We start from the raw sequence: 12,734 nt of genomic DNA on the forward strand, positions 1-12,734 counted from the left end.
CGGCACACTCGATTGTTTGACCTGTCGTTTTTTACTGCTGCCTACTTTTTACAACTATTTAAGGAGGTTTTTAATGTCTGAACAAACTACTTCATCACACGATATAAATGTTCTTGCAACTAAGTCTCTAGCTCCATTGCTCCGATCCCTCGCTATACCATCAGTGATCGCCAATCTGGTGAATGCCCTTTACAATATTGTTGACCAAATTTTTATTGGACAAGGGGTAGGCTATTTAGGAAATGCTGCCACTACTATTGCTTTCCCTATTGTCACCCTTTGCTTAGCCATTGGCTTAATGACAGGAATTGGCGCCTCCTCTTCCTTTAATCTTGAATTAGGGCGTGGAAATCCCTTGAAAGCTCGTCAAGTCGTCGGATCAGCTTGTAGTACACTTCTTTTATCTGGCATTTTCATCTGTATAGCTGTTCTTTCCTTTCTAGAACCCCTCATGCATTTTTTCGGTGCAAGTAAAGACATCCTTCCCTATGCCATGTCCTACACTGGAATTACTTCTTTTGGCATTCCCTTCGTTCTCTTTTCCATGGGAATTAATCCCATCGTAAGGGCAGATCGCTCTCCAATGTATTCTATGCTAGCCATTCTATCAGGAGCTTTACTGAATACTCTCCTAGATCCTCTGTTCATCTTTGTTTTTCATATGGGAATTGCTGGAGCAGCATGGGCAACAGTCATCAGCCAAATCATTTCTGCCCTCTTACTCATGCTTTATTTCCGCAACTTTAAATCTGTCAATTTATGTCCTAATGATTTCATTCCAAGATGGCAATCTATCAAGACATTTCTTTCTCTAGGTATGGCTTCTTTTGTATTTCAATTCTCTAATGCCATCATTCAAATCACTATGAACAATATGTTGCGCTACTACGGCTCCCATTCCGATTTAGGTGCAAATATCCCCATAGCAGTGGCCGGAATCGTTGCCAAAATCAACATGATCTTTTTAGCCATCATTTTGGGTATCGTCCAAGGCGCTCAGCCGATCTTTTCTTATAATTATGGTGCAAAAAATTATCAACGGGTACGCTCCACCATGCGTTTAGTCCTACAAACTTCTATTATCATTTCCACTATAGCTTTTTTAGTCTTCGTCTTCTTCCCACAAGAGCTCATTAAACTCTTTGGCTCAGGTAGTAAGGCTTACTACGCTTATGCTAGCCGCTACCTACGAACCTTCCTTTTCTTCACCATTTTAAATGGCATCCAATTACCTGGAGCCACTTTCTTTCCAACCATTGATTCTCCGAAGACAGGTGCTCTCCTCAGTTTAATTAAACAAGTACTTGTCCTTCTCCCTCTCATGATCATTCTACCGAAATTCATGGGAATTGATGGGGTAATGTACGCAGGGCCTATTACAGATTTAGTGGCCTTTTTGACCACTATCATCGCCTTATTCATAACCTTTAAGCATATGCCAAAGGAAGCTTAAGTCCTCTTTTTAGCTTCTTAAGCATTCATGCTTTTTCGCCATCTTTTGTCTATCCTAAAATTTTTATCCATGATAAATAAAAAGCAAGATTTTCTCTTTAGAAGAAAGTCTTGCTTTTTCATTCTCTTAGTATAATGGCATTACCCTCTTGTTAACGCTTTATTCTTCTGCAATTTTCACTCTCTTTGAAATCTATAGCTTAAGAGCCCCTTTACTTTACCCATCTTTCCTTAAGTGACACGTGAGCTTTTGAGCATTTTAGCCTGCTTGAAGCTCAATTTCAATCTGCCTTACTTCACTATTTATAGGGGTCTCCTTTTTCCCTTTTCTTCTTCATTGGATACAGAGACATCTTTCCCGAAAATACGCATTTTAATGGATAGACCAGTTGGCGTTCCTGCCGTCCCCCCTAACCCAGTTTCTCTGAGTTCTCTTGGCATTGCTCTGCCAACTTTTCTCATAGCCTCTATGGTTTCATCTGCAGGAATGATATTCCCAATTCCCGCCAAAGCCATATCTGCCGCTATGAGCGCATTACCTGCTCCAACTGCGTTTCTTTTCACACATGGGACTTCTACCAATCCTGCAACAGGATCACACACCAAACCTAGCAAATTTCCCATAGCCATTGCAAAAGCATCCGCAGATTGTTGAGCACTTCCTCCAGCTGCCTCAACAGCTGCTGCAGCCGCCATAGCCGAGGCCGATCCGACTTCTGCTTGACATCCTCCAGTAGCACCGGCAATAAAGGCATTATTAGCAACGATCATTCCAAATAAGGCAGCGGTAAACAGAAAATTTAACTCTTGGTCTTCATTCAATCCCAGTGTTTTTGAAACCGTGAAAAGCACTCCAGGAAGTGTACCACTTGCACCAGCAGTTGGTGTAGCACAAATTACCCCCATAGCAGCATTCACTTCATTGGTAGCCAAGGCATCTTGTACACCTGACAAAACTTTATCCCCGCAAAGGCTTTTCCCTTTCTCACGATATTTTCTCAATTTTAAGGCATCCCCACCAGTGAGCCCAGTTGGAGAGTGAACGCCCTCTCCTTCAACAGCTCTTTTACAAGCTGCTTTCATCGTATTAAGATTATAGCGCATCTTTGCTAAAACAGCCTCTCTAGGTAGGTCAGAGACTGCCATTTCTTGTTCAATCATCAATTGAGAAAGGGGCTTGCCTGTTTGTTGACTTGCTTCAACAATTTCCGAAACGGCCATATACATTAGCGTTCTCCCCCTATCTCATAATAAACAATTGCAAATTTTTTAGTGAACGTAGCCTTTCTGTATTAGCATCTGAAAGCAAATTTCCCAGCTCAAAGTGTCGTAAAAACTTTCCTTTTTTGAATTGATCAATTTCATTCACAATTGGTATGGCCATCTCTTCTTTTAATAGACGATAGAGATCATCCGCTTGTTTAATTTCTTCCGTAATAACCGTCACAATAGGTAAAGGACCAGTGGGTTCTACTTTAAAATTATCCACTTCATAATAACGTACTTCTATCGTTCCTCCTCCAACAGAGGCTCCAATCAAGCGAATACTTGCCTTTTCATTCGATAAACGTAAATCAGCTGTGTTCGCATGGTGGACGGGACTATCCATATCTTTGTGAGAAATAAATTCTACATAAACGCCTCTTTCTTTGGCAATCGTCATTGAATAGGGGACTTCCTTATCATCAGTCTCAAAACCTAAAGATCCTGCTACTATGGCAAAATCAGTTCCGTGCCCTTGGTGAGTTTCTGCAAAGGACTCATAATAATGACAGATAATTTTAGTAGGATCGCTACCGAGTAATTGTCTAGCCGCTTGTCCAATTTTCAAAGCTCCTGCAGTGTGGGAGCTGGACGGCCCGATCATAACTGGTCCAATCACATCAAAACAAGATCGATAATTAATTGTTTTTGTCATTACAGTGTCCCCCTAAGCTAATGTAACCGCCCTCATCATTTTTTATAAAAAATTGATGCTCGAAAAAATCAAGTGGCTGATATCGAGAACCCTTATCTTTAAAAAAGGGATACAGCTATTTTCCCTTCTTCTCTTAGACACTTTCATTTTAATGGCCTTATACGCAAAACTCAACTAAGCTAGTCTTTTTTTACCACTTTTTCATTTTCATCCCTAGTCCCTAATAGTATTTTATCATATATAGCTGTAAACGCTAACAGATTTACTCGGGATTTTATTCATTTCTTTTGCAAGTTTTTTACTCACTAGATCTCATTACTCACGCTTTTTTTATCTTCACTCTCTTTAATGATATAACTCTAATCATTCACAAATTATCCATCATAAAACAACAAAGAAACCCTCGATAGATAGTTCAAAAGAGAAAATACATCAAGGGTTTGTTTATTTGATTGGCCTTTAGGAAAACTGATCTCCCCTAACTCTAGTTTTTAAAAGGGATCTTTGCCTCATCCATATAAAAATAGCATAGAAACTTTAACGACTATTTTTAAACAGTGATGCTTTCCTAGCTCCATGGAAGATCAATACTCAATTGCTTTTGAAAAGCTTTTTCTGCTTCACGTTTAGCTAAGCGTGCCTTTCTTCTTTCTTCGTATCCCTCACACACTAAACGTTCTTCATCACTTTCAGGGTAAACAGGGGGCACAAATAGTTCTTTTCCAGCCTCGCCCACCACCACAAAAGTTAAAAAAGCTGTCGCAGCAAGGTAACGTTCTCCTGTTTCTAATTTTTCCCCTAAAACTTTACAGAAAACTTCCAAAGAAGTCTTGCCTGTTCCAGAAATAAAGGTTTCCACACAGGCAGAATTTGTATGATAAAGAGGGGCAATAAAATTCACTGCATCAATAGAAGCAGTCACACATAATAAGCGAGCATGTCTTGAAACAGAAATAGACGCCGCATTATCAATATATTCGAGTAATCTCCCTCCAAATAAGCTACCATGCATATTGCAATCCGACGGGAAAATATTATGTGTTTGGTATACACGACTTAATCGGCAAGCTTTGCCTGTAGGATATTCTTGATAGGTCATTGGGCTTCCTTTCTACACTTTACTCGTCTTCCCTGAAAAAGCATCCCCAACTACCCCATGAATAAGCGCTGGAACACGTAGTTCAGGTCCGATCGAAAGACTAGCTAAAATTTCTTCTTCAATCGTTTCAATATTTTCTTCATGATGGTTACTGTAAATGGTACAGAGGCGATCCCCAACATTCACCCAATCGCCAATCTTTCTATGCAAAACAAGACCTACATAAGGATCGATCTTTTCTTCTTTTTTAGCTCTACCTGCCCCTAAATGCATGGCTTGTAGCCCTATATGTTCTGCATCCATAGACATGATAAAACCTGCCTTTGGACTTAAAACATCTCTCTTCTCTTTTACTTTTATCAGTTGGTGATAGCTATCACAAAGTTCAGCTATTCCTCCTTGATCCTTTACAAAAGTTTTAAAGCTTGCATAGGCCTGACCATTTTTCAATTGCTCGATCAACATAGACCTAGCTTGACTTAAGTCCTTTGCCTTCTCCCCCATCAGAAGCATCTGACTAGCTAAAGTGAGAACCAATTCCGTTAAATCATCTGGTCCTCGACCTTGCAAGGTTTCTATGGCCTCTTCAACTTCTAAGGCATTGCCTATAGCCCTCCCAAGTGGTTGAGACATATCAGAAATGACTGCCATCGTTCGTCTACCTGCTCTATGACCAATGGCCACCATCGTCTCCGCTAGCTTTTCTGCCTCTTCAGATGTTTTCATAAAAGCGCCTGAACCCACCTTCACATCTAAACAAATCGCATCACTCCCTGCTGCTAACTTTTTACTCATAATAGACGCAGCAATGAGAGGGAGACTGCCTACCGTCCCAGTTACATCACGTAAGGCGTATATTTTCTTATCAGCAGGAGTAATTTCCCCTGTTTGGCCAATAATAGCTAGCCCATCACGATTGACTTGCTCTTTAAAGTCCTCCTCACTTAGATCGACATGAAAACCTGGTATGGCTTCTAACTTATCAATGGTCCCTCCCGTATGCCCAAGACCACGTCCAGACATTTTCGCCACGGGTAAACCTAGAGAAGCTACTAGAGGACCTAAAATCAAACTTGTGGTATCTCCTACGCCCCCTGTAGAATGTTTGTCAACTTTAATCCCCTTAATAGAAGAGAGATCCAATTGATCCCCAGAATGCATCATGGCAAGGGTAAGGGCGGTCACTTCTTCCTCTGTCATACCTCTTATGTAAACAGCCATTAACCAGGCACTCATTTGGTAGTCTGGTATAGAGCCCTTGGTGTAAGCCTCAATCAATTGCTTTATTTCTTCTTCGCTCAAAACTTTTCCATCCCTTTTTTTCTCAATCAAGGCCACCATATCCATCTTAATCCCCTCCATTTCTTATCCTACTAGGTTTTCTTTTATTGAGCAGTCACCTTTTAGTTCAAATTATTTTCTGCACTCACACTTTTTCTCAGCTTCTTCTTTTACTATCTGAACGCCTGCACTAGCTCCTATACGTTCTGCTCCTGCTTCAATCATACGCAGTGCCTCATCCAAAGTATGAATCCCACCAGCAGCTTTCACTTTCATACGAGAGGGAATAGCAGCCTTCATCCTTTTGACTGCTTTTACACTTGCCCCAGATTTAGAAAAACCTGTTGATGTTTTAACAAAATCTGCCCCTGCTCGAGCAGCAGCTTTACAAGCTTCATCAATTTCCTCATCACTTAAAAGACAGGTTTCAAGGATGACCTTCACTATTTTCCCTTCAGCAGCATTGACAACCGCTAGAATATCTGACTCTAGCTTGTCATAAGCATGCATTTTCGCCCAGGCAATATTGATCACCATATCAATTTCATCAGCTCCATTAGCCACTGCATCTCTCGTTTCTATTGCTTTTATTTGAGATGTATTAGCTCCTAAAGGAAAGCCGACTACAGTACATACCTTCACATCTGTTCCTTTTAGAGCCTGAGCCACATGGTAAACCCAAGTTGGATTAACACAAACACTCGCAAAATGGTAGTGTTTAGCTTCTTCCACTAATTGATCAATCATTTCTTCTGTTGTATCAGCTTTTAGAGCCGTATGGTCAATATAAGCCGCAATTCTCGCCATGATATTTCCTCCTATTATTCTTTAGAGCAAAGATCCCTGCCACATCTAACGAATAGGGCTCTTATTGGGCTTTCCTGCTTGACGTGGATACTTCTTTGGGGTTTGTTTCATTTTTTTTATCACAATAAGATCCCTCTGGCTTTCTTCAGTCGGCAATTGAAAATTCAAGCAAGTCACTGTCTCGCCCCCTAAAAGGCGAATAGCTTTCTTGGCTTCTTCCAATTCCTCCTGCCCCTTAGACCCTTTCATCGCTACAAAAGTTCCGGATACTTGACATAAAGGTAAGCAGAGTTCTGTTAAGACATTTAATCGAGCCACAGCACGGGCGGTGACTAAATCGAATTGTTCCCTATATTTTTTATCTTGCCCAAAAATTTCCGCACGATCATGAACAAGATTTACGCCCTCTAATCCCAGCTTGTCACAAAGAGCCTCTAAAAAGCTAATCCGTTTCTTCAATGCATCGACAATGGTTACTTCCACATTTGGAAAGACAATCTTTACTGGTAAGCTAGGAAACCCTGCCCCACTACCCACATCGCACATCCTTTGAGTGTTTTTTAAATCCACCCCTTTAATCAGACTAAGTGAATCAAAAAAGTGTTTTTCATAAACCCCTTCTTCTTCAGTAATAGCTGTTAAGTTCATTTGTTGGTTCCACTGGACTAGTTCCTGATAATAAACATGGAATTGCTCCATTTGTTTAGAGCTAAGGTCTATTCCATATCTTGCCTTAACTGCCTCTTTGAATGTTTCAGGTGTCACTTGTCCGCCTCCTCTCCTGTCTCCTTTTCCTTCATTATAGCGAATTTCTATTCTTCTGTGTCTAAGGATGACTTACTTGTTGGTCTCTTCCTTTTTACCCTTCATTTGTTCTAAATAGACCATTAAAACAGAAATATCAGCTGGATTTACCCCTGACACTCGGCTAGCTTGAGCTAATGTTTTAGGTTGAATCTTCTTCAGCCGTTCACGTGCTTCCATGGCTAATCCTGCAATAGAAGAATAATCGATATTGTCTGGTATCTGTTTACTTTCCATCTTGTGCTGTTTCCGTACTTTTTCTTCTGCCTTATTAATGTAGCCTTCATATTTAATCTGAATCTGTACTTGTTCAATTACCGCTTCATCTATCACTTCTTCAGCTGGAGCAAAAGCTATTAAATCATCATAAGTCAATTCCGGACGTTTCAGCAATTCACCGAAAATGATGCCATCTTTTAATTCTGCTGACTTTTTCTCCTTCAATAGAGCTTGTAAGCCTGCACTTGGCTTCAAGCGCGTTTCTAAAAGTCGTTGCCGTTCCTTATCAATTGCTTCTTTTTTACCCAAGAAATCTTGGTAAGCTTGATCATCTAAAAGGCCAATTTCATGCCCAATTTCACTTAAGCGCAAGTCAGCATTATCATGTCTTAACAAGAGTCTATATTCAGCACGAGAAGTCAAGAGGCGATAAGGTTCCGTCGTCCCTTTCGTCACCAAATCATCAATCATAACCCCAATATAAGCATCAGAACGTTTCAAAATAACAGGATCTTTCTTTTGTACAAAACGAGCGGCATTAATCCCAGCTATAATCCCTTGCCCAGCTGCTTCTTCATAACCTGAAGTTCCATTCATTTGTCCTGCAGTAAAGAGTCCCTTCACCAATTTAGTCTCTAAAGACAGGGTCAATTGGTGTGGCAAAATGACATCATATTCAATGGCATAACCTGGTCTCATCAGTTTGGCATTTTCCAATCCCTTAACCGAATGCAACATATCTAATTGCACATCTTCTGGCATAGAAGTCGATAGCCCTTGAACATATACTTCTTCAGTGCAACGCCCTTCTGGTTCTAGGAACAGCTGATGTCTTTCTTTATCAGCAAAGCGAACAATCTTATCCTCAATAGATGGGCAATATCTCGCCCCAACCCCTTCAACCATTCCTGTAAACATTGGCGCACGATTTAAGTTTTGACGAATAATGTCGTGCGTTCGCTCATTAGTAAAGGTTAACCAGCAGGGAATTTGCTCCAAGAGATACTTGGTCAAATCACTCCTATAAGAGAATAATGCTGGCTTTTCATCACCAGGTTGAATCTCTGTTTCGTCATAATTGATCGAAGACTGATGAATTCTTGGAGGTGTTCCTGTTTTAAAACGAGCTAATTCAAAGCCCAGTTCCATCAAATTTTCTGAGAGGCGGATAGCTGGTTGGGAGTTATTTGGCCCAGCAGAATATTTCAATTCCCCCATAATAATTTGACCACGACTAGAAGTTCCTGTCGTTAAAACCACAGCTTTCGACCGATAGATAGCTCCTGTATGCGTCACGACCCCGCGACAATAGCCATCTTCGACAATCAATTCCTCAACGATGGCCTGTTTCAAATCTAAATTTTGGATTTGTTCAATCGTCAATTTCATACTATGTTGGTATTTTAGCTTGTCAGCTTGTGCCCGCAAAGCTCGAACAGCTGGACCTTTACCAGTATTCAAGAGGCGCATTTGAATATAAGTTTTGTCAATATTGCGCCCCATTTCCCCACCTAGAGCATCTACCTCTCGAACAACTACCCCTTTAGCAGGCCCTCCGATAGATGGATTACATGGCATAAACCCAATCATTTCAATGTTCAAGGTCACCATCAAGGTCGATAAACCCATCCGAGCACTGGCTAAAGCTGCTTCACATCCAGCATGTCCTCCTCCAACAACAATAACATCATAATTGCCCGCTAAAAAACGAGCTTGCTTTGGCATATCTTTTGAACGAGTAAATGCATCTATTGCGTGATTTTTTATCATATTGTCCATCCTTTTTTATTTTCCTAAACAAAATTGGCTAAAGAGTTGGTTCAAGAGTTCATCTGGAGCAGATTCTCCAGTTATTTGACCCAAAAGATCCCAGGCTCTAGTAAGGTCAATTTGGATCAAATCAACTCCAACGCCCATATCAGCAGCTTCTAAAACATCATCCAGAGCTTTTAAGGCTTCTTTCAAAAGCTGAATATGACGAGCATTAGAAACATAAGTCATATCTTTTTCATCGATTTTTCCAGTCATAAATAAAGTTAGAATCGCCTCTTCTAAGTCTTCTATCCCTTGATCTGTCAGCATAGATGTAGTAATCACTTGACTTTGTCCATTAAGGGTTTCTTCCAGTTCCGTCAGATTTAATCGACTTTCTAAATCAGATTTATTGAGCAAAATAATTCTTTTCTTCTCTTTTGTTAGAGCCAGCAATTTCTTATCTTCTTCCGTTAATTCTTGAGATTGGTTCAATACTAGCAAGATCAAATCACTGCGATCAATAGCTTCTTGAGATCGTTTAACCCCAATTTGTTCAACTAAATCATCTGTTTCCCTTATACCTGCCGTATCAATTAGCGTTAGTGGTATCCCTCTGATCGTTAAAGTCTCTTCGATTGTATCTCTCGTTGTTCCTGCTATCGAAGTAACGATAGCCTTGTCTTCTTGTAGGAGGACATTTAACAAACTGGATTTCCCAACATTTGGTCTTCCAATAATAGCTGTCTTGATTCCTTCTCGTAAGATTTTCCCTTGTTTGGATTCTTGAAGCAGACGGTTAATTTGCGATTGAATATCTCGAGCGGTTGTTTTTATTTCTTTTAGCGTCAATTCTTCAGCTTCGTCATATTCTGGATAGTCAATCGTTACCTCTATAGCAGCCAAAGTTTTCAACATAGACTGACGTAAATTTTGGATCTTCTTAGAAAGTTTGCCTTCCAATTGACTTAAAGCCAGATCTTTCGCCCGACTGCTCTTGGCTTGTATGATATCCATCACTGCTTCCGCCTGACTTAAATCAATCCGGCCATTCAAAAATGCTCGTTTGGTAAATTCCCCTGGTTCTGCTAAACGTGCCCCAGCTTCCAAAGCTACTTCCAATATTTGATTAACGGCAACAATACCCCCATGACAATTTATTTCAACAGTATCTTCACGAGTAAAGGTTCTTGGCGCCTTCATCACGGTAACCATCACTTCGTCTACAAGAGTACCAGTAGATAGATCTGTCACATGACCATAATGAATCGTATGGCTATCGACAGTTGTGACCTTCTTTTTCTTTCCAATGTTCACAAAGCGATCGCTTATCGCTAAAGCATCTGGTCCACTTAAGCGAACAATCCCTATTGCGCCCTCCCCCAAGGCCGTAGAAATAGCCGCAATCGTATCCGTCTCAAACATCAAAAGCTCCCCTCTCTTTTCATTTTCAATAAAAAAAGTGCATACGACTCCCACATAAAGGAGGTACACACTTTGACTGTGACACATCTTTTCGCATTGATTATACTGAATTGAGCAAAAAATGCAAGTACTAATGATAGAAAAAAATAGATTTGCCTATTAAACTTTGCGACACCTATCCTTCATTTTTCAATAAGTCCTGGAAGATTGCTTCATTTTATAAAAACTCTTTTCCAAATATCTAGGTTAAAATGTCTATTTCAAGCCAAAACCCTCTAAACTATCACTTTTAAGCGACTTGTTTAGAGGGCGTTATATAAGGCTATTCTTTTACAGATAGAACTGTTTCTTATTTATATAAAGGAATCCGTTCAGTCAAGTTGAGCACTTGTTGGGCTAATTCATCTAATTTTGCTTCATCGTTCGCATGACTTAAGGCAGCGTCAATTATTTCAGCTACTTCCGTGAATTCTGCTTCCTTGAAACCACGAGTTGTCATCGCTGGTGTCCCAATACGAATACCTGATGTAATAAATGGACTTTCCGTTTCATTCGGAATAGTGTTCTTGTTAGCTGTAATATGAATACGATCTAAGGTTTCTTCAGCATCTTTACCTGTTAAACCATATCCTCTGACATCAATCAACAATAGATGGTCATCCGTTCCACCCGTAATAATTCGGGCTTTATCAGAAGCATTAAAGACAGCTTCCATAGCTTTAGCGTTCTTTAAAATTTGCGCACAGTAATCTTTGAATTCATCCTGTAGGGCTTCATAGAAAGACACAGCCTTAGCCGCAATGACATGTTCTAAAGGTCCCCCTTGGCTACCTGGGAAGACAGCCGAACGTAGCTTCTTAGCATGTTCTTTCTTCGCTAAAATCATCCCCCCACGTGGTCCACGTAACGTTTTATGCGTGGTAGTTGTCACTACATCAGCATAAGGAATAGGGCTAGGATATAGACCTGTCGCCACTAAACCAGCAACGTGAGCCATATCTACCATTAAAATTGCTCCAATTTCATCGGCAATTTCTCTAAACTTCTTGAAGTCTAACTGACGAGAATAAGCAGAGAAACCTGCAATGATCATTTTAGGACGATGTTCTAAGGCTAGTTCACGCACCCTATCATAATCCACCATTTCTGTTTCAGGATCTACTCCATAGTGAACAGCATTGTAGATTTTTCCTGAGAAATTAACTGGAGATCCGTGCGTTAAATGTCCTCCTTCTGATAAATTCATTCCCATAAAAGTATCGCCAGGTTGTAAGAAGGCTTGGAAAACAGCATTATTAGCTTGAGAGCCTGAGTGCGGTTGAACGTTAGCATATTCTGCTCCAAATAACTCTTTCGCACGGTCAATGGCTAATTGTTCTACTTCATCCACCCATTGACAGCCTCCATAGTAGCGTTTCCGTGGATAACCCTCCGCATACTTGTTGGTTAAAACTGACCCTTGGGCTTCCATGACTTCGTTAGAAACAAAATTTTCAGAGGCAATTAATTCTATGTTACGTTCTTGTCTCTCTTTTTCCTTTTCAATCAGCTCAAAAATCTTTTCATCACGCAAATTGTTGTTGATCATTTTTTTTACTCCCCTCTTTTTCATCAAGCGATTTAGACTATTGAACATGAACCTTTTATTACAGAAAAAGCCAAGTGACACCGCTACAAACAACATTTTTAGAAAAGGCCATTAAAGGTATTTTTATAAAAAATATTAATCCATCATAACATTCTTATTTAATACACATTTGATAGCGCTTTCCTTTTTTTAGCAAGATTATCATATCACAGAATAAAAGCTCTATCAAGCCATCTCATTCTACTCTTACCTTATGGCTTTTTACTAATATTTTGAGTCAAAGTTTCCTTGGCTAGCCGTCTAGCTTTTATAAAATACTTTTATTTTGGCTCTATACTTTTTGTTGTTGGTGAAAAAGACAGACTGAAGTCTGTCTATGACATATAAAG

10 protein-coding genes are annotated in these 12,734 nt (G+C 40.1%); 1 reads left to right on the forward strand and 9 read right to left on the reverse strand.

The genetic code is table 11. The annotated features are described in order from the left end of the window. Nucleotides 1–73 precede the first annotated feature (73 nt). Nucleotides 74–1,453, forward strand: a complete 1,380-nt coding sequence (locus D3H64_RS08550) for an MATE family efflux transporter (protein ID WP_121565829.1) — start codon at nucleotides 74–76, stop codon at nucleotides 1,451–1,453. Between the two features lie 302 nt (nucleotides 1,454–1,755). Here D3H64_RS08550 and sdaAA read toward each other — a convergent pair whose 3' ends face one another. The 9 genes from sdaAA to glyA all read right to left on the reverse strand — a co-directional run bounded on the left by sdaAA (nucleotide 1,756) and on the right by glyA (nucleotide 12,345). Then, nucleotides 1,756–2,679: an L-serine ammonia-lyase, iron-sulfur-dependent, subunit alpha gene (gene sdaAA / locus D3H64_RS08555; protein ID WP_121565830.1), complete on the reverse strand. Its 924-nt coding sequence runs from the start codon at nucleotides 2,677–2,679 to the stop codon at nucleotides 1,756–1,758. 13 nt (nucleotides 2,680–2,692) lie between these two features. Further along, nucleotides 2,693–3,370, reverse strand: a complete 678-nt coding sequence (locus D3H64_RS08560; RefSeq protein WP_121565831.1) for a serine dehydratase beta chain — start codon at nucleotides 3,368–3,370, stop codon at nucleotides 2,693–2,695. Between the two features lie 568 nt (nucleotides 3,371–3,938). Continuing rightward, a complete protein-coding gene (locus tag D3H64_RS08565; RefSeq protein WP_121565832.1) occupies nucleotides 3,939–4,469 on the reverse strand; it encodes an acyl-CoA thioesterase in 531 nt (176 codons plus the stop codon). Nucleotides 4,470–4,481: 12 nt separating this feature from the next. Beyond that, nucleotides 4,482–5,816 carry a pyrimidine-nucleoside phosphorylase gene (locus D3H64_RS08570; RefSeq protein WP_121565833.1) on the reverse strand — a complete coding sequence of 445 codons (1,335 nt, stop codon included), beginning with the start codon at nucleotides 5,814–5,816 and terminating at the stop codon, nucleotides 4,482–4,484. Nucleotides 5,817–5,882: 66 nt separating this feature from the next. Continuing rightward, entirely contained in the window at nucleotides 5,883–6,557 is a 675-nt protein-coding gene (deoC, locus tag D3H64_RS08575; protein ID WP_121565834.1) for a deoxyribose-phosphate aldolase, read from the reverse strand. A gap of 45 nt (nucleotides 6,558–6,602) precedes the next feature. Next, complete coding sequence (gene rsmG, locus D3H64_RS08580; RefSeq protein ID WP_121565835.1) at nucleotides 6,603–7,322, reverse strand: 16S rRNA (guanine(527)-N(7))-methyltransferase RsmG; 720 nt, start codon at nucleotides 7,320–7,322, stop codon at nucleotides 6,603–6,605. 72 nt (nucleotides 7,323–7,394) lie between these two features. Continuing rightward, on the reverse strand, nucleotides 7,395–9,305 hold the full coding sequence (gene mnmG, locus D3H64_RS08585; RefSeq protein ID WP_121565838.1) for a tRNA uridine-5-carboxymethylaminomethyl(34) synthesis enzyme MnmG: 1,911 nt from the start codon (nucleotides 9,303–9,305) through the stop codon (nucleotides 7,395–7,397). A 60-nt stretch (nucleotides 9,306–9,365) separates the two neighbouring features. Continuing rightward, nucleotides 9,366–10,757, reverse strand: a complete 1,392-nt coding sequence (gene mnmE / locus D3H64_RS08590) for a tRNA uridine-5-carboxymethylaminomethyl(34) synthesis GTPase MnmE (RefSeq protein ID WP_121565836.1) — start codon at nucleotides 10,755–10,757, stop codon at nucleotides 9,366–9,368. A 349-nt stretch (nucleotides 10,758–11,106) separates the two neighbouring features. Then, nucleotides 11,107–12,345, reverse strand: a complete 1,239-nt coding sequence (gene glyA / locus D3H64_RS08595) for a serine hydroxymethyltransferase (RefSeq protein WP_199700158.1) — start codon at nucleotides 12,343–12,345, stop codon at nucleotides 11,107–11,109. Nucleotides 12,346–12,734 lie beyond the last annotated feature (389 nt).

The sequence above is a fragment of the Atopobacter sp. AH10 genome, assembly GCF_003664595.1.
Classification (GTDB): Bacteria; Bacillota; Bacilli; order Lactobacillales; family Aerococcaceae; genus Atopobacter.

Bases quoted from the DNA above. Each gene is read 5' to 3' on its own strand.
- D3H64_RS08550 (WP_121565829.1), top strand. From the start codon at position 74: ATGTCTGAACAAACTACTTCATCACACGATATAAATGTTCTTGCAACT.
- sdaAA (WP_121565830.1), bottom strand. From the start codon at position 2,679: ATGTATATGGCCGTTTCGGAAATTGTTGAAGCAAGTCAACAAACAGGC.
- D3H64_RS08560 (WP_121565831.1), bottom strand. From the start codon at position 3,370: ATGACAAAAACAATTAATTATCGATCTTGTTTTGATGTGATTGGACCA.
- D3H64_RS08565 (WP_121565832.1), bottom strand. From the start codon at position 4,469: ATGACCTATCAAGAATATCCTACAGGCAAAGCTTGCCGATTAAGTCGT.
- D3H64_RS08570 (WP_121565833.1), bottom strand. From the start codon at position 5,816: ATGGATATGGTGGCCTTGATTGAGAAAAAAAGGGATGGAAAAGTTTTG.
- deoC (WP_121565834.1), bottom strand. From the start codon at position 6,557: ATGGCGAGAATTGCGGCTTATATTGACCATACGGCTCTAAAAGCTGAT.
- mnmG (WP_121565838.1), bottom strand. From the start codon at position 9,305: ATGCCAAAGCAAGCTCGTTTTTTAGCGGGCAATTATGATGTTATTGTT.
- mnmE (WP_121565836.1), bottom strand. From the start codon at position 10,757: ATGTTTGAGACGGATACGATTGCGGCTATTTCTACGGCCTTGGGGGAG.
- glyA (WP_199700158.1), bottom strand. From the start codon at position 12,345: ATGATCAACAACAATTTGCGTGATGAAAAGATTTTTGAGCTGATTGAA.